This is a genomic window from Mycobacterium sp., from assembly GCF_049647605.1.
Taxonomy (GTDB): domain Bacteria; phylum Actinomycetota; class Actinomycetes; order Mycobacteriales; family Mycobacteriaceae; genus Mycobacterium.
The window spans coordinates 53,465-75,981 of the sequence record NZ_JBARXZ010000161.1 but is presented as its reverse complement, the minus strand read 5'-3'; the positions used below and the strand labels follow the sequence as shown (position 1 = coordinate 75,981).

At 64.7% G+C, this 22,517-nt stretch carries 7 protein-coding genes; 4 read left to right on the top strand and 3 right to left on the bottom strand.

Annotated elements, in window-relative coordinates; genetic code table 11:
• Window positions 1-211 precede the first annotated feature (211 nt).
• Window positions 212-1,633 (top strand): hypothetical protein, encoded by a 1,422-nt coding sequence (locus WBB07_RS21090; RefSeq protein WP_526310311.1) that lies wholly within the window; start codon window positions 212-214, stop codon window positions 1,631-1,633.
• Window position 1,634: 1 nt separating this feature from the next.
• Here the strand turns inward: WBB07_RS21090 and WBB07_RS21085 are convergent, their stop codons facing one another.
• Complete coding sequence (locus WBB07_RS21085) at window positions 1,635-3,161, bottom strand: MFS transporter (protein ID WP_526310310.1); 1,527 nt, start codon at window positions 3,159-3,161, stop codon at window positions 1,635-1,637.
• Between the two features lie 842 nt (window positions 3,162-4,003).
• Here WBB07_RS21085 and WBB07_RS21080 point away from each other — a divergent pair.
• From WBB07_RS21080 to WBB07_RS21070, 3 genes are read left to right on the top strand one after another with little or no spacing between them, the layout of a single operon-like run.
• Window positions 4,004-4,423: an MmpS family transport accessory protein gene (locus tag WBB07_RS21080; protein WP_526310309.1), complete on the top strand. Its 420-nt coding sequence runs from the start codon at window positions 4,004-4,006 to the stop codon at window positions 4,421-4,423.
• On the top strand, window positions 4,420-7,299 hold the full coding sequence (locus WBB07_RS21075; protein ID WP_526310308.1) for an MMPL/RND family transporter: 2,880 nt from the start codon (window positions 4,420-4,422) through the stop codon (window positions 7,297-7,299). Before WBB07_RS21080 ends, WBB07_RS21075 begins: the two co-directional genes overlap by 4 nt.
• 27 nt (window positions 7,300-7,326) lie before the next feature.
• Window positions 7,327-10,242 (top strand): MMPL/RND family transporter, encoded by a 2,916-nt coding sequence (locus WBB07_RS21070; RefSeq protein WP_526310319.1) that lies wholly within the window; start codon window positions 7,327-7,329, stop codon window positions 10,240-10,242.
• Between the two features lie 53 nt (window positions 10,243-10,295).
• On the opposite strand, the gene WBB07_RS21065 is transcribed toward WBB07_RS21070, so the two are convergent.
• Together WBB07_RS21065 and WBB07_RS21060 are read right to left on the bottom strand one after the other, a co-directional pair.
• Window positions 10,296-16,625, bottom strand: coding sequence for a beta-ketoacyl synthase N-terminal-like domain-containing protein (locus tag WBB07_RS21065; RefSeq protein WP_526310307.1), 6,330 nt, complete (start codon window positions 16,623-16,625; stop codon window positions 10,296-10,298).
• Window positions 16,622-22,510, bottom strand: coding sequence for an SDR family NAD(P)-dependent oxidoreductase (locus WBB07_RS21060; protein WP_526310306.1), 5,889 nt, complete (start codon window positions 22,508-22,510; stop codon window positions 16,622-16,624). The genes WBB07_RS21065 and WBB07_RS21060 overlap by 4 nt, the downstream gene beginning before the upstream one ends.
• Between the last annotated feature and the right edge of the window lie 7 nt (window positions 22,511-22,517).

Here is a 22,517-nt window from a genome sequence, read left to right as displayed (position 1 = left end):
GCATCTGGTCCGGGCACATTGCCGGACAGCGCCCGGCTCCAGAACTCACAGCATCGGGATATGGTTTCCGACAACCACTTCGGTAGAGATTCCCAGAGTATCGCCCCGTCTCGGTTGTCGCGGCGCCAGGACTGCCGACACCATCAGCACACGTCGTGATCCAGGTTCGAACTCTGCCGGGCGATCGCACCGAATCCGCTACTCTGACGCGATGAGTCGGTCCCACTCCGCCGAGGCTCGCGCCGTCCCGCGCCGTGACCACGCAACAGCTAACCGTCCCCCGCGACCCGACAATCGGCTGGCGCTGCTGGACCAAGCCTTCTACGAGGGGCATCGGGCCGTCGGCCAGAAAGAAGTCATGCAGGTCGGTTGGGTATACGACCGCGACGTCGATTTCGCTGGGCTCGAGCGCTTTCACCGTGATCTCAACCTCGGATTGCTGGGGCGGCTCATCGAGCGCTCTCCGTTGCCGTTCGGCCGGCATCGATGGGTCTCGGCTCCGCAGCCATCAGAAGTCGAGATCGCCGAATACTCCCGTCCGCGCGCGGAACTCGGCGATTGGTTCGATGAATGCACGCAGCTACCCATCGATCCGGAATCGGGACCCGGGTGGCGCCTGAGTGTCCTTCCGCTCGCGGAGGGATCGACCGCGATCAGCTTGGTGCTGTCCCACTATGTCATCGACGGTATCGGCGGTGCCGTCGCGGTGACCGAAGCGATTCTCGGTATGTCCCGCAACCTCGACTATCCGCCGCCGCAGTCGCGGACTCGACTGCATGCGCTGGTCCAGGATGCCCACGAGACCGCCCGGGACGCACCCCTGGCAGCCCGGGCATTCATCGCGGCGGTGCAGGAAGCCCGACGCCGTCGCAGCGCCGCCGACCGATCCCCACAGTCGCGGCCCATCACGGCACCGACTTCCGACCCGGACCAACCCATCACCGCGCCGAGTATCTGGATTCAGATCGAGTTCGATGAATGGAGTTCTCGCGCCGAGACTCTCGGGGGAACAAACAGTGCGCTGGCCGCCGCGCTGACCGCAAAACTCGATGAGCACATGGGGCGCCAACACGGCGAGGCCGGAAACATCCCGACGGTACTCACGGTCAACGACCGCACCACGGCCGACGATGCCCGAGCGGTGGCGGTGTCGTTCACCCGTGTCGGTATCGACCCGGCGGAGGTGACCACGGATCTGCGTGGGACCCGCACCGCGATCAAGACTGCGCTCAAGGCTTTCAAGGAAACGCAAGACGAGGCATCGCTGCTTGTTCCGCTGACCCCGTTCACCCCAAAAAGAGCGTGGCGACAGCTGATCGACTATGCGCTTGACGACCCGGAGAAGCCCGCGGTGTGTTCCAATCTCGGAGACACCGGGCCGGCGGCGATTCGTCCCGATGGCTCGCTGTGCGACGCCGCTTTCGCCCGCGGAGCCAGCCAGCACCTGACTCGGGGCTGGCTGGAACGAACCGGCGGTCAACTCCACGTCTATTACGGCACCGTCCAGGAGCTCAACAAGGTCTCCATCTACGTCTGCGCCTACCATCCCGCCTCCGTGACCACCAAGGCTGCGTTGGGCGCGTTGGCTGCCCGCACACTGGCCGAGTTCGGGCTCACCGGCGAGATCGCCTGACTCACGGTCCGCCGGTCCCGAGTTCGCCGGACTCGGTGGCTTGTTGGACTTTCTGCCCGTGCGCCACGTCTTGGGAGGTGTAGCCGATGAGCAGCGCCACCGCACCGAGCAGTACCGCCACCCCCGCCAGCCACAGCACCCCGTAGGCGTAGCCGAGATCCAGTGCGTTCAACTGGAGCGCGCTCATGGTTCGCACCGACTCCTCGGCGCCACCCAGGCTGCGGATGTGCAAGGTGATGACAGCCTGGATGACGACCAGCACCAGTGGGCCGCCAAGGCTCTGCAGCATCACCAGGATCGCCGAAGCCGGGCCGATCCGATCCGGCCCGACGCTGGCCACCAGCGAGAGGCCCAGCGGCACGGTGATCATGCCGATACCGATGGCGCCGACGACGATCGGCAAGACCAGATTCGGGAAGTACGGTATGTCGCGGCTGAGATTCAAGCCGCCACAGAGTGTTCCGCCGAGCACCAGGACAGCGCCGGTGATCACGATCGCGCGGGGCGACATCCGCGCCACGAGTCGTGACGAGATGACCGTGCCGACAGCCATTGCGATCGCTATCGGGATGAAGGCCAAACCGGCTTGCAGGGGGCTGTAACCCATGACGTTCTGCAAGTAGAGGGCAATCAGCACGGTCAGGGTGAATCCCAACCCACTGACCAGGAACATCGACATGTAGGTGGCCAGCCGGCTGCGGTCGACGAACAGACTGAACGGCACTATCGGATTCTCGGCGCGCCGCTGTACCACGATGAAGGCCAGGAAGGTCACCAGCGCAACCAGAGCCGATCCGATCGTCAGCGCCGACAGCCAGCCCTGCTCCGGCCCCATCGACAGACCGAAAACCGCTGCGATGAAGGTCAACGTGGCCAGACCGGCCCCCGCGACGTCCAGCCTCATCCGTTCTTTCTGGGTTTCCTGCAGCATGGTGTACGCCAGGTAGATCACCAATAGCCCGATCGGCACGTTCAGCACAAATACCAGTCGCCACGACACCTCGGTGAGGACCCCACCCAACACCAGACCCAGCACCGCGCCGATACTGGCCATCGCTCCGAACACCGCCGTCGCGGCATTGCGTGCCGGCCCCTTGGGAAATGCGGTTGCCAGCAGCGCCGTACATGTCGGGGCGACGATCGCGGCGGCCACGCCGTGCAGTAGTCGGGCCGCGACGAGCGCGCCTCCGGTCCAGGCGATGCTGCACAGCGCCGACGCGACGGTGAAGAGTGCAACGCCGGCTATGAAAGTGCGCTTGCGGCCGAAGGTGTCGCCGAGACGGCCGCCCAGCAGGATCAGTCCACCGAAGGTCAGCAAGTAGGCGCTGACCACCCAGCTACGCCCCGCATCCGACAGACCCAGCTCGCTTTGTATTCGAGGCAGGGCAAAAACTACAACAGGGCCATCCATCGCTGCCACCAACTGGACAACACCGATCGCAACAACCGGGCCGATGAAACCACGGGACCGCAGCCAGGTCGGGAAATACCCTTCCGACCGGCTCAGCGTGGTCGGTTCGGCCGGCATCGGATCGCTCATTTCCGCGCGTGGGTGTTGGTGGTTGAAGTGGTGCCTGGCGTCGTCTCGTCACCAGCCGCCGTAGCGGCTCACCCTAGCAACAGGGCGCGCAGCGCGGCCGAGGTTTTTCTTTATACCGCCGTTACGGTCCAAGCTCAATGCGTTACGACGCGATCGGTAGGCGTGAGCCCTTTCCATATTTGTTCCGGCATTGCCTCAACCGATCAGACCACACCCGATCGACGCCGGCGCGCCGCCCGAGCGCAGCCTCGCGCGCAGCCCACCGGGCAGCCACCAACCCCGGCGATCTACCGCCAAACCTGCAGTTCAGTCCAGGATTCACAGTTCTGCTGCGCCGCCGATACGAAGCTGGGTGAGGTGAGGTCCGGACGGTGAGCCCGCCGCAGTCAGCACCATCAACCGTCACGTTTGCGAAAACGCCCCTGCAGCGACGATCGGCGTGATTGACTCTGGCGTCAACAACGGTCGCACTCCGAGGCGCTGTTCCTTCACGCGAGGACCGCCGACCAGTCAGCCCGTGACACACCGCATACTTGTTGTAACGGGAGATGTCGCGGCCTAAGGTGCGGTGGGGTGTCCGATTGGTTGGCATGACGCCAGGCAGGGAAACCGGTGGAAAGGTAGGTTCGGTGGTCCACGGCAGTCTGCCCGACGGGAAGCCAGCCCGTTCCGATATCGCCGTCGCCGGCTACCCGGAAGTCGACCAGCAGTCGCCAGGAAGATCCCCTCTGGAGGGGCGATCTGAGCCGGCTGCGCCGGAACCGGAACCTCGAACACCGGGTGGGCCACGGCGGGTTCGGCGGTCTCCGGGAGCCGCCTTCATCAAATTGTTGAAGCGACTGTGGATTCCACTCGTCTCGTTGGCTGTGATCGCCGCCGGCGGATGGACGGTGTCGCAGCTGCACGGAATTTTCGGTTCTGAGGACAACCTTTCCTACGGTGACACCAGAACCGACTCAGCCCAGCCGGTCAACCCGAAGTACCTGCGGTACGAGGTCTTCGGACCTCCCGGGACTTCCGCCGACATCAGCTATTTCGACGCCGACGGCGACCCGCAGTACATCGAGGGTGTGCCCCTGCCGTGGGCCCTGGACTTCCCGATCACCTCGGCGACAGGCGTCGGAAGTATCGCGGCACAGAGCGACGGTGACAGCATCGGCTGCCGACTGCTGGTGGACGACGTGGTCAAATCCGAGAAGGTCAAGCACGCAGTGAGCGCCTTCACGTCCTGCCTGTTGAAGGCCGCATGAGCAACCATCGAACATCAGAAAGCCGACCATTGGTGGCCAAGACCATCCATCGATTCTCGGTGGCCGTCATCTTGGGCTGGTTGGCGATCGCCGTTGTCCTGAGTGTCGCCGTGCCTTCGCTGGAGCAGGTCGAGCAGCAGCAGGCCGTTTCGTTGAATCCCACTGATGCACCGTCCTTCGAGGCGTTGGCACGCATGAGCGAGCAATTCGGGGAGTCCGATTCCGGCGGGACGGTGATGATCGTCCTGGAGGGGCAGGAACCGCTCGGCGACGATGCCCACCAGTACTACCGCAGCCTGATCGATCAGTTGCGCGACGATTCCACGCACGTGCAGCACATTCAGGACTTCTGGGGCGACGACCTCACCAGAGGTGCCGCCCAGAGCGCCGACGGTAAAGCCGCGTATGTCCAGGTGAGTCTTGCCAACAACCCCGGCGAGGTGTCTGCCAACGCATCGGTGGCAGCTGTTCGGCAGATCGTCGAGCAGACGCCGGCACCGCCGGGCGTCCAGGCATATGTGACCGGTCCGTCGGCAATCGCCTCGGATATCGCCAACAGTGGCAACAGAACCGTTCTGCTCATCACGGCGGTGAGCATCGCGGTGATCTTCCTGATGTTGCTCCTCGTCTACCGTTCGGTCGTCACCGTCGTTCTCCTGCTACTGGTGGTCGCAATACAGCTGCTGGCCGCCCGGGGTGTCGTCGCACTTCTCGGCTATCACGAGATCATCGGCATCACCACCTTCGCCGTCAATCTGCTGGTGTCACTGTGCATCGCAGCGGGCACCGACTACGGAATCTTCTTTGTCGGCAGGTACCAGGAGGCGCGCGAGGCCGGCGAAGACCGGGAAAGGGCGTACTACACCACCTTTCGTGGGGTTGCCAAAGTTGTGCTGGCATCCGGTTTGACAATCGCCGGGGCGATCCTCTGCCTGAGCTTCACCCGGCTCCCGTCGTCTCAAACCCTCGGCATCCCCTGCGCGGTGAGTGTGCTCGTATCGGTTGCGGTTGCCCTCACACTGTTTCCGGCCGTCATAGCGGTGGGAAGCCGTTTCGGCCTGTTCGAGCCCAAGCGGAAAGTCCGGGCCCGCGGATGGCGGCGGGTGGGCACGGCAACGGTCCGGTGGCCGGCGCCCATCCTGGCTGCGACGATGGCGGTCACCCTCCTGGGCCTGTTGGCGCTGCCCGGATTCAAACCCAGCTACAACGACCAGCAGTATCTGCCTCAGGACATTCCCGCCAGCCAGGGGATGGCCGCAGCGGCACGACATTTCCCCCCGGCAGCCATGATGGCGCCCGAGGTGTTGCTGGTCGAGACGGATCGAGATCTTCGCAATTCAGCCGATTTTCTTGTTCTGAACAAGTTGGCAAAAGCCGTTCTGGCTGTTCCCGGAATTTCGAAGGTGCAGGCCATCACCAGGCCCGAGGGAACACCGATCGCGCACTCGACGATTCCGTACATGCTCAGCATGCAGCAAGCGGGCCTGCAACAGTACTCGCAGTTCCAGAAAGCACGTATGGACGATATTCTCAAGCAGTCCGAAATGCTTGACGAAATGATAAAGATCATGAGGCACATGTACGGCCTCATGGAGCAGTTGATCGCCACGACCCGCGATATGGTTCAAAAGACTCATGAAATGCAGGACATCACCAACGAATTGCGGGACAATGTAGCGAATTTCGAGGATTTCTGGAGACCGATCCGCAACTATTTCTACTGGGAACCGCACTGCTACGACATTCCGATCTGCTGGTCGTTGCGAAGCATATTCGACACCATCGACGGTATCGATCAGGTCAGTTACAAATTGGAAGGCCTGGTCGAGAACCTCGACAAGCTGGACGTTCTCATGCCGCAATTTCTCGTCCAGTTCCCGGAGATGATCGCAATCATGGAAAGCATGCGAACCATGATGCTCACCATGCACAGCACCATGTCGGGCGTCTTCGGACAGATGGATGAGGGCAATACCAGTCCGACCGCGATGGGAAAGGCGTTCGACGCCGCCGAGAATGACGATTCGTTCTACATTCCGCCTCAAGTTTTCGAGAACGACGACTTCAAGCGAGTGATGGACATTTTCTTGTCGCCGGATGGCAAAGCCGTCCGAATGCTCATTTCCCAAAAAGGCGATCCCGCGTCGGTCGAGGGCATATCGCGGGTGGACGCCATAAAGAGCTCCGCCGAAGAAGCGCTCAAGGGAACCCCACTCGAAGGCTCGCAGATCTACCTGACCGGAACCGCAGCGATGACAAAAGACATCGTGGTGGGCTCCAGATACGATTTGCTCATCGCGGTTGTCGCGGCGATTTGCCTGATTTTCATCGTCATGCTGGTCATGACAAGAAGCTTTGTTGCCGCCCTGGTCATCGTGGGCACCGTACTGGTCTCGTTGGGCGCAGCCTTCGGGGTATCCGTGTTCGTCTGGCAATTCGTACTCGGAATAGAAATACACTGGGCAGTACTCGTGATGGCCGTCATCATCTTGCTGGCGGTGGGGTCCGATTACAACTTATTGTTGGTTGCCCGAATAAAGGATGAATTAGGCGCTGGAATCAACACCGCCATCATTCGTGCAATGGGTGGTACCGGCAAGGTGGTGACGACCGCAGGATTGGTGTTCGCAGCCACCATGGGCTCGATGATGGTCAGCGACTTGCGCAGCATCGGCCAACTCGGCACCACGATAGGCCTGGGCCTGCTGTTCGACACGCTGATCGTGCGAGCGTTGATGATGCCGTCCATTGCCGCGCTTCTGGGGCGGTGGTTCTGGTGGCCCCAGCAAGTGCGCCCCCGCCCCGCCAGCGCCTTGCTCCGGCCGACAGGACCTCGGCCGCTGGTACGCGCCTTGTTGCAGAGCCAACGGCAGTAGGTGGCGGCTTTGCAAGACCAGGCGCGAATCCGTGGGGCCTCGTCGCACCGGTTCCCGTTCATCGCAGGCACGATCCGCAAGCTCTCGCTGCTGATAATCCTGGCGTGGGTGGCAGTAACACTTCTGCTGACCCTGGCCGTCCCCTCGCTGGAACAGGTCGGCCGCGAGCAGTCCGTGCCGATGAGCCCCAAAGATGCTCCGTCGGTGCAGGCCATGACTCGCATGGGCGCTGTGTTCCAGGAATCCAGCTCGGACAGCACCGCGATGATCGTGCTGGAGGGCCAACAACCCCTTGGCGATGAGGCTCGCGAGTACTACGAGCGGTTGATCGCCGACCTGAGAAACGACCCCCAGCACGTCCAGCATGTCCAGGACCTGTGGGGAGATCGGCTCACCGCTGCCGGTGCGCAGAGTCCCGACGGCGAGGCCGTCTATGTGCAGCTGAATCTGGTCGGCGACCAGGGAACGACCGTGGGCCAGGAATCGGTGGCCGCGGTGCGCGAGATCGCCGACCGGAATCCGCCGCCTCCGGGTATGGAGGTGTACGTCACCGGGGCCGGAGCTCTCATCGGCGATATGACGCACAGCGGCGAGCGATCCATTCTGAAGATGACGCTCATTGGTGCCGTCATCATCTTTGCCGTACTCATGGTCGTCTACCGTTCGGTCATCACCGTGGTGATCCTGCTGATAACGGTCGGCATCGAATTGTTCATGGCCCGGGGCTTCGTCGCCTTTCTCGGACACGGCGAAATGGTTCTGCTGTCGACGTTTGCCATCAATTTGCTGGTGGCGCTCGCCATGGCGGCCGGAACCGACTACGGGATATTTTTCTTCGGCCGATATCAGGAAGCCCGTCAGGCCGGCGAGGATCCGGAAACGGCCTATTTCACCACCTACCGCAGTGTGGCCCCGGTCGTTTTGGGTTCGGGTTTGACGATCGCCGGAGCCCTGTTGTGCCTGAGCTTCACCCGCATGCCGATCTTCCAGACCATCGGTGTGCCGTGTGCCGTGGGCATGCTCGTCGCAGTCACCGTGGCGTTGACGTTGGTCCCGGCGGTGTTGACGGTCGGAAGCCGGTTCGGGCTGTTCGACCCCAAGCGCAAGATAGGGGTCCGCCGGTGGCGTCGGGTCGGCACGGCGATCGTCCGGTGGCCCGGACCGATCTTCTGCGCAACGCTGGCGGTGACGCTGTTGGGCCTGCTTGCCCTGCCCGGCTATCAGACGAGCTACGACGATCGCCGGTACATACCGGACGACGTCCCGGCCAATTTGGGGTACGCGGCCGCTGATCGCCATTTTTCCCAGGCCCGAATGATGCCCGATATCTTGACGATCGAGTTCGATCGGGACATGCGTAACTCAGAGGATTTCATCACTCTGCACAAACTGGCCAAGGCGATATTCCGGGTACCCGGCGTCTCGCGTGTCCAGGGGATCACCCGGCCCGAGGGAACACCGATCGAGCACACCTCGATCCCATTCATGATCAGCATGCAGAACGCCGGCCAGCAGCAGATGATGAAGCATATGCAAAAACGCGTCGACGACCTGTTCCAGCAGGCAGACCTCATCGGCAGGCAAGTCGCATTGACCAAGCGTATGTACGACATACAACGGCAGATCACCGCTATCACCCACGACTCGATCACCGGCACCAAAGAGATGACGCTCATCATGGCCGATCTCCGGGACAACATTGCGAATTTCGATGACTTCTGGAGACCGATTCGCAATTACTTCTATTGGGAACCGCACTGCTACAACATCCCGCTCTGCTTCTCGCTGAAAAATATCTTCGAGTCGATCGACGGGGTCGAACGGCTCACCGAGAAGATGAATGACCTCGTCGTGGAACTGGACAAGATGGACCAGTTGCTGCCACAGCTGCTGGAGGTCATGCCGCGGATCATCGCGAACATGGAGTCCATGCACACCATGTTGCTGACGATGCACAGCACCATGTCCGGGATCTTCGACGTGATGAACAACTCGACCGAGGACACGACCACCATGGGGTGGGCGTTCGACGCCGCCAAGAACGACGACACCTTCTATCTGCCGCCTGAGGTCTTCCAGAACCCGGACTTCCAGCGAGCCATGGCTTCTTTCCTGTCACCCGACGGGAAGGCGGCTCGATTCATCATCTCCCACAAGGGGGATCCCGGCTCACCTGAGGCCCTGGCGCGTATCGATGAGATTCGGCTGGCGGCTGAGGAGGCGATAAAGACGACACCTCTGCAGGGCGCAGAGATCTATATCGCCGGCAGCGCATCGACGTTCAAGGACCTCCAAGAGGGCTCCAAGTACGATCTGTGGATCGCGGCCGTCGGCGCGCTGTGTCTCATCTTCCTGATCATGCTGTTCATCACCCGGAGCTTTGTTGCCGCTCTGGTCATCGTGGGCACGGTGGCGCTGTCGTTGGGCGCATCTTTTGGCCTGGCGGTGCTGGTTTGGCAGTACTTCCTGGGCATCAACTTGCACTGGATGGTGCTTCCGATGGCCGTGATCGTCCTGCTGGGCGTGGGGTCTGACTACAACCTACTGCTGGTCTCTCGAATGAAAGAGGAGATCGCCGCCGGCATCAACACCGGCATCATCCGCGCCATGGGTGGCACCGGCAAGGTCGTGACCAATGCCGGACTGGTGTTCGCGTTCACCATGGCCGCGATGGTGTTCAGCGATCTGCGGATCATCGGCCAGGTGGGCACCACCATCGGCCTGGGCCTGCTGTTCGACACCTTGGTGGTGCGCGCGTTCTTGACACCGTCTATTGCTGCGCTGCTTGGACGTTGGTTCTGGTGGCCGCAGATCGTACGGCCGCGACCAGCCAGTCAGATGCTTCGGGACGTCGGGCCTCGGCCGGTGGTACGGTCCTTGCTGCTGCGTGACGAGCAGCGCGATGATGCCGACACCATCGAATTCTCCAGGCCTTCAGTGTGAGCTGAACCCCGGCACCGAAACATCCGCTCGGTACCGGGGTTCAGCAGGTCAGGTCACTCGACGACTCGAACGCCCATGCCCTTGGTCTCGTAAATGCACAGGTCGTCGACCCAGAAGGCACCGTTGAACAGCACCAGTACCCCGCGGTCTTCTCGTGTTGCGGAGACGATTTCGATCTCGGATCGGGTGCGCTTGTTGGTGGGCACCACCTGGCCGCGGAACTTCCAGCTGAACGACTCACCCGCGGCGACGGGTTCGAACTCGGAACCGTTGTCGGCCAACCCTGACAGCCGGACCGCGGCGCGGGCCGCCTGCTGCATGGCCTCCAAGCCCAGGGAACCGGGCTGAACCGGGTCCTGGAAGAAGTGTGCCTTGAAGAACCACGCTTCGGGGTGGACGTCGTATTCCGCGATCAGTCGACCCAGACCGCCTTCTCCCCCGCCGGGCCAGAATTTCACTCGGTCGATCACCTGGAGTCGCCCTCCGGCCAGTGCCGGGGCGCCGGAGAGTTCGGTGTCGTTGTAGGCCAGAGTCACCGGCGCCGGCGCTGAGAGTGCCTCCAGGGCTCCAGGTTTGACCCGCAGGCCGACCTGGTTCTTGAGTGCCTCTGGGCTGAAGAACCCGAACGCCGTCTTCATGGTCATGACGATGTCGTCACCTTGGGTGCAGACGACATCGAAGAACACGATTGTCGAGCCACCGCCGTCGGCAAACCGTTCGAGAGTCGACCTCACGCGCAGCACCCCGACGCCCGCGGGTTTGTGCAGCGTGACCTCCGTGCCGTCCAGGTTACGGAACACCACATCATCGGGCCGGTTGGCGGCAAATCCGTTGTAGGAGGACAACCAGCCGCACGGCTGCAGCAAAATCTCGATCAACACCGCCATCGGAACGGCGTCGGACTTGCCGTCCTCGAAATACCATGCGTCAGCGGGGACATCATATTCCGCGACCACGGTGCCGTCCTTGGTGGGCACCCCCGGTGGACTGTCGACGCTGATGATGCGTGACATGAAATGGTAGGGCTCGTCCGGAAGCCGCGGCGCCCGGCGGGTACCGTCGAACGGTGCGTACAAGGCGCCGAAGGCATCCGACGGCATCCCGCGACCACAAGCCAGAAGCGCCCCCTGGTCACCTCGGACGTCTGTGGTACCAGCCAGAATCTGCACCGGTCCCGGCGCACCCGGAGGCATCGGCCAGTCCGGGACCAGACGGATCCCGAATCGGCGACAGTGAAAGACCTTGAAACCGTCACTGCGGCACAGCAGCGATGCGTAGATCGTCGGTGTCGGTCCGTCGATGATCTCTTCCACGAACACCTCGTAGTCGAGGTTGTGGTCGCTGTCCGGTGTCACCTGTCCCCGACACACAAAGCGCGCCATCTCATCCGGCACCGGTTCGAACCGCCAGCCGTCACGTTCGATGGTGAAACCGTAGGCGGCCATGGCAAATGACAGTGCCTGGGTCGCCGCATCCGCCATCAGGGTTCCGGGCATGCAGGGGTCGTTCTTGAAGTGTCCGTCGTAGAACCAGGCGTCCCTGGGTACCGCCGCGGTGGCGCGCAGATAGCCGCGCCCCCACGGGCCGCCCTCTGGCTCGAACTCAGCGACCTCGTCCAGCAATCGCAATCGGCCACCCGGAGTCGCCGGAGTGCGAGTATGCGCTGCAGCCCTTTCGAAGCCGGCACCGAAGCACGCGAACGCATGTCCTTCGACAAACGCGTCGAGGTCGGATCGGTCGAACGACCGCTTTTCGGTCACGCAGGGCGGTTCGTCTCGCCGGGCGCCGTCGCGGGGAACGTCGTCGGCGGCATCCCAGAGGACTCCGTCCGACTGGCTCAATTCCTCGTCCGAGAAGAAGCCGGCCTGACCGTTACGCACCGAGATCATCAGGCGGTCGCCGATATAGCAGTCGTAGTGGAAGAAGAACAGCCGCGTCGCACCGGTTTTCGCGTGACCGTCGATGTGGATGTCGTAGCGCAGTGTTTCCCCGGCTCGCGGTAGTTCACCGGTGAAAGTCAGATCACAGCCGAGCAGCCGGTACACTCGCTCGCCGCGATTGGTGAAGTCGGCTCCCAGCCACGAGGCAAGCAGCAGATCGGCTTGACCGGACTCGATCACCACGCCGGGCGACATCCGGCCGTTGTGCAGGTACCACGCGTTGGGATCCACATCGGTCTCGGTGACGATCCGGCCGGCACCCATCGAACCGGGTTCTCCGTCGATGCTCATCACACGATCGGCCAGCAGCAGCGGCGGCTGCGGCATCCGGACCAGCCGGCTGTACTGGTCCAGTTCGGCAAAACGCGGGCCGAACACCTCCGAAATCGCGCCTCCCGCCAAGATTTCGAGCTGGGATCGGGACCACAGTGGCTCGTCTCTCACCGGTGTGACGGGCGCCGCCGTTGTGGGCGGCTCCCCGGACGGCGGAGTTGATGGAGGGGGCACCGTGATTGGACGCGCCGGCGCGTCCCCCGGCGGTGGGGTCCACTGCCGCACCGGCACGCTGACCGTCGCCACCGGCAGCACGCCTCGGCGTCTGGCCGCCATCGCGAGAAGCGCACCGCGTGCTTTCAGGAGCGATGCGTGCGCTTGCGCCTGTTGCTCGACGAACACCGCATGCGTCTCACTCACCGATGCGACGAGACCAAGCGCGACGGCCGTCTTGTCGCTGACCGCCGAGCGCACCACTTCCGTTACCGCAATTGCTGGTTGAGCAAGTGTCAGCGGGGTCAGCTGAGGTGGTGCAGGTGGCATGTGTTGGACGATTCCGTGGTCGGATTCCGGCATCGGCACGTTTTCCTTTCCGGACTCAACAGCCGCGGCGACGATGTCTGGTCGGTGGGCGGCCAACGTCAGCGTGCGCGCGCCGGCCGCCGACTGGGGTACCGCGTGATCGCGAAGTTGTTGCAGTCGCGCATCGAAGGCCGTGGTCTGGACCGGCAGCCCATGGACCCACAGCTTGGACACGGTTTCAGCGAGCGCACGCAGACCGCGTCGTTCCTGCGCATCCAGCGCCACCGCCAGATGCGGGCGGTCTCCGAGGATTTTCGGGATTGCCCCGGTCAGGATTCCACGGGGCCCGTGCTCGACAAAAACACGAACACCGTCTTCCCACGCTTGCAGCACCGTGGCCGGAAAGTCGATGGGCTCGAGCGCCTGCCTCGTGATCGCTTCGGCCGCCGACTCCCGCGTCGGCGCGTAGGCCCGGTTGTCGGCGTTGGTGTAGAACCGCACCCCGGGGGCTTCGTGTGTCTCCCGGCTGTGGATGCTCCGCCAGGTCTCGGCAAACGGTGCCATTGCGCTGCAGTGGATCACCATGTCGAGACCCAGTGGGATCGCGTGTGCGCCATCGATCGCTGCGATCACGCGTCGGCACGCTGCCGGGTCGCCGCCGATCACACAATCGTCGGGTGCTTGGACGATCGTCATGTAGGCGCGTGGCTCGACCGCCAGCGCCGCCTCGACCGACTTCCGCGGCGCGGTGAGTCGCCAGCACTCCCACGGTGCCGGAACATCCTCTGCAAGGCCCCATTCCGATGCCGCCGCCCGACAGATGCCGGTCAGCTCATCGCCATAGAGGCCAGAAGCTTCGATTTCGTCGAGCATCGCCTCGAGATCGCGCCACACCCCGAACGCCAGCATCGCATTCGTCTCACCCGAGGAGAGGCCGATGGCCGCGCTCGGCGCAAGTCCGAGAATTGTGCGGGAGAACTCCGCGTGCGCCTGACATACCAGCGCACAACCGGTCAGCTGGGTGCGTGGATCCAGTGCCGAGATGCCGGCCCCGTAGAGTCCGCGCGCCAGATCACCCGTCAGCGGTAGCCGCACCGCCAGCGCATCACCGAGCTCCGGCCACGCCAGCATCAGATCGCGACCCGCACCGGGGTACGCGGCCGCTGCGCCGGTGAACATGAAGGCCAGTTCTCCGGTGATCGGAGTGTCGGTGAACGCGACGCCGGGACCGACAGGAGCCTCGCCGCGGTTCAGCCGGTCCACGGCCTGGCTTCGCAAGGTGTCCAGCCTGGGTTCGCCGTCGGCCACCAAAGAGCAACGCACCGGCCCGTTTCCACCGGGTTCGCGGCGCACCATGCGGGCCAGCAGCTCACTTCTGCTGGCCGCGGCATAGCGCTCCGAGATGGGGACGACCCCGACGGCCAACGGCTCCGGTGAGTCGTTGATCGCAGCCAGCGTGACGCCGTCGGTGTCTCCGCCGATGGATTCCAGTTGCACTGCTGCACGGGTCCCGCCCGGTGCCGGCTGTGCGCCACTCGCGTCCATCCGAACCCGGGAACGCAGCGCCAGCACGCGCGCGGCGATCTCGGTGGCGGCCCCGGCTGCGTGTGTGCGGCCGAACCGCCCCGCCGCGAAGTTCGGCTCCACGGCACTGCAAACGCCGTCCGGATCGACGATCGCGATGATCTCGTCGCCCGCGGCTTCGGCGTCTGCGCGCCGCTTGAGAAGAAATGCCACCGCCGCATCGCCGTGCGGCACGCTGTCGTCCGCGGTGAGTGCGTCCGCCGCCCGGGCGTGGGCCGGCTCACAGCACAGGTCGACCGCACCGGCAACGACGGTATCGAGTTCTCTGCTCCGCAATGCGCGCGCAGCGATCCGCAGCGCGGTGATCCCCGAGAGCTCCTCGCTGGAGACGGTGAAGCCGAACCCGCGGAAGTCGCGCTGCGCATGGATGCGGTTGGCCGGAATGTTCGGCATGGCACCGACCGCACCGTCGGCGGTCAACCGCGGGGCCGCGTCCTCGTTCGCGGTCAGCCAGTCCTCGTCGGCGCTGTGCAGTACCCGCAACCGATGACGGGCGACTCCTGCATCGCAGCCCATGCCGACTATCACGCCGGTCCGCTCCGGGCCGACGTCGACGCCCTCGAGCGCCTGCGCCGCCGCCGCCAACATCGCGGTCTGCTGACCGAGGCTGGTCTTGAGTTCGCTGGGCGGGAAACCGAGGCCCACGAAGTCGAGTTCGACTTTGTCGAGCGGAGTCGGCTCCGCCGTCGGACCGAGCGCGCGACGACGGAATGCCCCGAGATCGGCTGCATCGCCGGTCACCACGCCCAGACCACAGATGACGATCTCGTCCGAGGGCCGCGGCTGCCGAGACGCCGAACCGACCCGGCCAGGGTGCCGCCCGACGTAGTTCTCGACGATCAGATGCGCGTTGTTGCCGCCGAATCCGAAGTTGCTGACCGCTGCGCGCTTGATGGTTTCTCGCCACGGCGTCGGGGTGGTCGACAGGATGAAGGGGGTCTGCAGCAGCGCCGCGGTCGGCTGGTCGCACAGGGCCGGCGGGATCACCGAAGCCTGCATCGCCGACAACACATTGATCAGACTCGCCGCCCCCGACACCGTGATGGTGTGCCCGAGGTTCCCCTTCAGCGCTCCCAACTTCAGTGGCACTTCGCCGTATGCGGTGACGATGCTCTCGAGTTCCGTCGCGTCACCCAGCGTGGTGCCCGTGGCGTGGCAGTCCACAAAATCGATGTCCTTGGGTCCCAGCCCCGCTTGTTCCAGCGCCGCTGTCATGGCACGGGCCTGGCCCAGAGCCGAGGGTGCCAGCAGGCCGCTCTGCCGCCCGTCATTGGAAAGGCCGACACCGGCGATCACTCCGAGGATGTGGTCACCGGAACGTTCGGCGTCGTCAAGGCGTTTGAGCGCGACCAGTGCGGCGCCCGTCGACGGAACCAGACCGTCGGCCTGAGCGTGGAACGGGCGCGACCTACCGGACGGGCTCAGCGCTTGCAGGGCAGTGAACCCCAGGTGCAAAAACAGATCGTCGGCAGCGTTGACGCCGCCGGCAAGCATCATGTCGGCCGTGCCGTCGTGCAGGGCGTCGCAGGCCAGCTTGATGGCGTACAACGACGACGCGCACGCCGCGTCGAGCGCAAAGACCGGCCCGGTGATGCCCAGGGCCTTCGCGACCAGCTGTACCGGCAGTCCCGAGGAGAACCGGTTGCGCGGATCGACATCGCTGCCGCCGTTCCAGAAGCTCTCGACGTAGGCGGTGCCCAGGGTGCTCGGGTAGGAGAGGTTGCCGACGATCAGGCCGGTCCGGGGTGGGGCCGCCGGAGCGGTCAAGGCTTCTTCCGCGCAACGTGCAAGCCAATGAACGATCGGGTCCAGTGGCTCGAAATCGCCGATGCGCGAGGTCAGTCCGGTCGGGTCGATGTAGCCGCCGGTCGTGGAGGCCACCCGCAGGCCAGGTTTGTCGCTGGCCAGCAGCATCCCCGGATCCACCCCCCGCCAGTGATCCCGCGGAGTCGTAGTGAGCAGGCTGCGCCCAGCCAGGGTGGCCTCGAAAAGCGCTTCCGGTGTGATCGCTCCGGGCAGCACGCAGCTACGGCCGACGATTGCGACCGGGTCGAATTCGCTCACGCCGACGCGTCCGCTGCGTGGCCTGCAGCGTAGAACTCGACGCCTTCCAGCTCGGCGACCAGTACGCCGGCCTGGCTTTCGAAAACGATGTCGAAGTCAACACGTTTGTCGCTGACGGGGTGTGCGGCCAGGCGGCTGCGCAGGACGCCGCCGTCGGTGAAGGGACGGTGGAACACAGCACGTCCGATGCGCACTGGTAGCACCAGCGGAAGCCCTTGGGCACTCGCCCACAAGATCCCCAGCTGCAACCCGCCATCGACGAGAGCCGGATCGATCGCCCAGTTGTCTTCCGGCCAACCGAGATCGACAAGTCCCTTGACGTGTGCACTGCCACCGCCGGATGCCACCGCGTCGAGTTCTTCGATCGCGGCGAACAACGGCCCGTGGAACAACGGACCCGCATACGCGTCGGCCACACTCATCGGCCAAGGTGACCCCGATATCTGCGGAATCGGCCTCTCCCGGGGCACAACGGATTCCGGAGCCTTCTCTGTTTCCAGCATCGCGCGGTAACGCGGGCGGCCCTCGCCATCCCGGACCGTCACACTGTAGGACGGGCCCACCGGCTCGAATGCCATGGTGAGAGCCTGTTGTTCGGATGCCGCGAAGGTGACACCCGACAACACCTGGAAGTCGCGCACCACCGGACTGCAATCCGGAACGAGACCTCGTGCGGCGCGCAGCATGGCGTCGAGCACGATCACCACAGGAACGACAACCCGCCCGCGGACCTGATGATCGGCAAGCACCGGCAGGTTGTCGATCGACACATCCCAATCCAGCAGCGCCGGCCGAAGGCGACGTTCGGCGGGCGCCGCAACGACCACCGCAGACGCCGGCGATCGCCGCAAGGCGTGTTCGGCGAAGAAGTCCGCCCCCTCGTCGATCGGGATCAGACCCACCCCGGCTTCCAGGAACCGGCTCCTCAGCGTCGCATCGACCATGCCACCGTCCCACGGACCCCAACCGAATGCCCGTACGACGCACGTGTCGCCGCGGCGCCCGGCCTCCCGGGCCGCGATGGACTCCAGCACCGCGTTCGCGGCGGCGTATGCGGATTGCCCGGGGTTGCCGGCCCGCGCCGCAATCGATGAGAACAACGAGACGAACCGCAGATCGTCTGCTGAAGTCGCGTCCAGGAGCGCCTCCGCACCAGCCACTTTGGTGTTGAACACCTTGACGAACTGATCGTCGCCGAGGTCTTCCAGACGTTTGTCGGCAAGCACGCCCGCGCCGTGGACCACACCGACGATCTGCCCGAAGGTTTGCCGAATCTCCTCCAGTACGCGCCGTAGTTCAGCTCGATCGGTGATATCGGCGGCGAAGTATCGCGCCGGAGTACCTTGCCGCTGCGCGTTCGCCAGAGTGGACCGCACTTCCCGCTCCGCGAGCAGGCCTTCCGCCTGTGCACGCGCTTGCGGCAGCCCAACAGTCTCGCCTCGGGTACGGGCCGATGCGACCAATGCGGCAGCGATCTCGGCAGCAGTGGTTCCGGAGGGTCCGTCCGGTGCGGACTCTCGCAGTGAGGTGCGGCCGAGAAGCGCCAGGCGCAGACCGTGGCGAGCAGCGAGGGCCAGCGCGGACTCCGCCGTCACACCGCGGGCTCCGCCGGTGACCACCACAACACCGCCGTCGGCAACGCTGATCGTCTCACCGGCGGGCAGGGCCTCGATGTCATCGACAACAACCATCCGGCTGCCGTCGTCACGCAGAGCCACCTCGATACCACTACCGCCGGTGAGCAACTCTGCCGTCAACCGCTCCGCGTCGAGGGTTTCCAGGTCGATCGCCCGGACGGAGGCGTTGGGCCATTCCCACGCAGCGGTTTTCACCAGGCTCGCGACACCGATCGGCACGTCTGATCCACCGAAGCTTGCGCCCGTGGACTGCACAGTGACAAAGAGTCGTGTCTTGGAGCTGCCCTTGGCTACGCTGCGTGCGGCGTGAAACGCCCGCACGTGCAGCGCAACGCTGTCCTCTGGGGAGGCGACGGTTCCGAGGGCGGCAAGTGAGATGACCGCGCCCGCTTCGTCCGGCACGTCGTCGACGGCTCTGGCCTTGATCCCGTGGGCCTGCATCGCCCGTTCCAGGGCGGCGGCGAAGACCGGGTGTTCACCAGTGATGAAGACTTCGCCGTCACGCAGACCTGCCATGGCAAATCCCGCCGGCGGGACGGGTTGAAGTTCCGCCTCGGTACAGCTCAGGCCGACGCGGGTTCCACCAACCGGAATCGAATGTTTTTCCTGTGCAACCTTTTCAGTGCGACCTCCGGAAGTGAAGCCGGCAACGGAATCCACCACATCCTGCAACGTGCGCAACCCAGCCAACTCCGAAGCAGGAATCTCCGGCGCACCAGGGAACCGACCCTGCAACGCAGCCAAAATCTCCACCTGCTTGATCGAATCAATACCCAGCTCGGCTTCCATCTCCATCCCGAGCCCAAGCATCTCCGCCGGATAACCCGTCTTCTCCGACACAATCGCCAACACAACCTCACCCGCCGACTCCACCGGAACCACCGGAACCGACACCGGCACCGGAGCCGGCGGTGGCGGTGGCGGTGTTGCCGTCCGCACCGTTGCGGGCGGCGCCACAGCAGTGGGCGCCGGAATGGCCACCACGTCAGAGACGTTCGAGATCAGCGGCACCCCGTTCGGTACCGACCTGGGGGCCTGGACGGCCCCGTTGAGGACCGGTCTGGGTGCGTGCTGGACGGGAGCAGGATCGCTCATGATTTCCGCCATCATCTGCGCTGACACATCGAGAAATGCCTGATGGCTCTGCGTGACCACGTCCAGATAGCGCTGGTGCTGCTCGGCGGTCTCCTTCTGGATGCGGTCGATGATGCTCCAGGCATCTTCGGAGAGTTCCGCCATTTCGGTCACCGGAGTCTGCACCGCCTCAACAGCGGGTGCGACCACGTGCACGGTCGGTGCCGGCATCGCAGTGTGCCCAAGCTCCGGGGTCGGCGCTGGTTCGGTGATGCGCTGAGCTGTTGCGGTCAACGGGGGCCCTTCTGCGGGTACCGACGGGGCGGGCGAGGTGGAGCGGCTGCGCTTCGGCGTGATCGAGGTCTTGCCGTCAGCGGGCGGGTACGGCTTCCCCACGTTGGCGCCGCCGACCAGGACTGCGTGGGGCGGCGCCGGAACATGCTTGGCCGGCTCGTCATAGTGGTCGAACAGGGAAGCCAGGTCCAGCGCCACGCCGTCGGCGGCCAACCTCGCCAAACCCCGATGCCAGCCGCGTAGACCGCCGGCCTTCGGATCGTCCAGTGCCACCGCAAGATGAGGGGTGGTCTCGAGGATCTTCCCGACAAGTCCGGTCAGAACCCGGCCCGGCCCGACCTCGATGAACCTCGTGATCCCGTCGCTCGCCATCGTTTCGATCATTTCGCGGAACTTCACGGGCTGGCGCACTTGGTCGCCCAGCTGCTCTGCGACCTGTTCACCGTAGGTTTGTGCCGTCGCGTTGGCATACACCGGGAACCGCGGTTCCCCGAGCTTGAGCGTCTTCAGATACTTGGTCAACGCCGGGGAACTGGCCGCCACGATCGGCGAATGGAATGCCGATGCCACCGGCAGCCGACGCGACGTCCACCCCGCCGATTGTGCAGCCGTCTCCGCCCACGCGATCTCGGAACCATGTCCGGCCAGCACCACCTGGAGCGGGGCATTGTTGTTGGCGATCACCAGCGAACCAGCAGACTCCGGACGCGAATCGAGCAGCGCCCGCACGTCCTCGGCGCTGGCAGCGATCGCCAGCATGGCACCGTCGTGCCCCTGTCCCGCCTCGGTCATCAGGACACCGCGGGTGCGCGCCGTTTCCACAAGTCGCTCTGTCGGCAGGACCCCTGCGGCCGCAAGGGCGGTGACCTCGCCGAAGCTGTGACCGGCGGCGGCATCCGCGGATACGCCGAGCACGTCGAGGAGCTGCAGTTGCGCAAGGCTGCTCGCGGCGATCGCGGGCTGGGCGTTGGCCATCGCGGTCAGCTCGGCGTTCTGCGCTTCCACCGATGCCGCGTCGAACACCGGCTCCGGGAACACCACGTCGGCAAGGTCCGCAAGGTCGCCCTCCAGCCCGTCCCACACCGCAAGCGCTTCGGAAAAATCGAGCGCCAGATCGGCGCCCATCCCCACGTACTGGCTGCCCTGACCGGGAAAGAGGAACGCCGTCTTGCCTTCACGGGCAGGTCCGAAGCCGACCGCGATATTGGGATCGGTGAGCTGGCCGGCCGTGCCGTCGGCAAGTGCCTTCGCCAGCCGCTCGGCCAGCGCCTCGAGCGCATCGGCATCCGCTGCCACCAAGCCTGCGCGTGCGGGCATCGACACATCGAACCGGCCTGCGGACTCGAAAGCGATGCGTGCAAGGCTCTCTCCGGTGCGCACTGCGGCGGCGATCTCCGCGGCCCGCGTCTTGAGTTCAGCCTCACTGCCCGCGCTGAGTACCACGAGTTCGGTCGGCAGGGTCCGCAGCCGCTTCGCGCGCTGCACACCGCGGTACTCCTCCAGCGTCACGTGGAAGTTGCTGCCGCCGAAGCCGAAAGAGCTGACCGAGGCGCGCCGCGGCCGATCCCCTGTTCGTACCCACGGGCGGGTCTGAGCGTTGACGTAGAAGGGCGTTTCGGCAATACCGAGTGCTGGGTTGGGATTCTCCACCTTGCACGTGCCGGGCAGGGTCGAGTGCTGCAACGCGAGGACCGCTTTGATCAGACCCGCGGCGCCGGCCGCAGCCTTGGTGTGGCCGATCTGGGATTTCACCGACCCGATTGCACATCGGGAGTCGACATCGGTGAACACCGACTTGAGCGCGGCGAATTCGGCCACGTCGCCGGCCTTGGTGGCGGTGCCGTGTGCTTCGAGAAGGCCGACGGTCGACGGCTCGTATCCGGCCCGCTCGTAGGCCAGGCGGAGTGCCTTGGCTTGTCCTTCGGAGCGCGGCGCATAGACGCTGGAGGCCCGTCCGTCGGAGGAGGAACCGAGACCACGGATGACCGCATGGATCTGATCCCCGTCACGTTCGGCGTCGCTGAGGCGCTTGAGCGCCACCATGCCCACGCCTTCACCGATGATGGTCCCGTCGGCGCCGTCGGAGAACGGCCGGCAGTCCCCGGTCTGCGAAAATGCCGGCGTCTTGGAGAAGCACATGTACATCATCACGTCGTTGAGGGCGTCGACGCCGCCGGTCAGCACCAGATCGGCCTCGTGCAGATAGAGCCGGTGCAGCGCCGCCTGCAACGCCGAAAGCGAACTCGCACAAGCGGCGTCAGTCACAAAATTTGCGCCGCCGAGGTTGAGGCGGTTGGCAACGCGTCCGGCGACGACGTTGCCGAGCAGACCCGGGAAGGTGCTCTCCACCCACGGCGGGTAGTGATCGGCGATATCGCGACAGATCTCGTCCGCCTCGTCCTCGGGTAAACCGTTCTCCAGCATCGCTTTACGCCAGATCGGCCGCTGCAACCGCGAACCCATCTGCACGACGAGCTCGGTGGTAGAGGCGACCCCGAGCACGATGTCCACCCGATCGAGGTCGACGTCCGCTTCGCCGCGCGTCACCCGGTCGAGCAGCTGCTTGGCGGCGATCAGCGCCAGTATCTGGGCCGAATCTGTCGAGGGCAACGCGTTGGGCGGCAATCCGAATTTGACCGGATCGAAGTGCACTGGGTCGATGAAACCGCCGCGTTTGCAGTAGGTCTTGTCCACCGCCTTGGGATCGGGGTCGAAATAGTCCTCGATCAGCCAGTGCGACGGCGGCACGTCGCTGATGGCGTCGCGACCACTGGAGACGGTGCGCCAGTATCCGTCGAGCCCCGACTCCCCCGGATAGAGGGCAGTCATGGCGACAACGGCAACCGGGGTGGCGATGGAGTGCTGATTCTGGACAGTCATGGCACCT

Excerpts from the sequence above, each read along its gene's own strand:
- WBB07_RS21090 (WP_526310311.1), top strand. The coding sequence starts at position 212 with ATGAGTCGGTCCCACTCCGCCGAGGCTCGCGCCGTCCCGCGCCGTGAC.
- WBB07_RS21085 (WP_526310310.1), bottom strand. The coding sequence starts at position 3,161 with ATGCCGGCCGAACCGACCACGCTGAGCCGGTCGGAAGGGTATTTCCCG.
- WBB07_RS21075 (WP_526310308.1), top strand. The coding sequence starts at position 4,420 with ATGAGCAACCATCGAACATCAGAAAGCCGACCATTGGTGGCCAAGACC.
- WBB07_RS21060 (WP_526310306.1), bottom strand. The coding sequence starts at position 22,510 with ATGACTGTCCAGAATCAGCACTCCATCGCCACCCCGGTTGCCGTTGTC.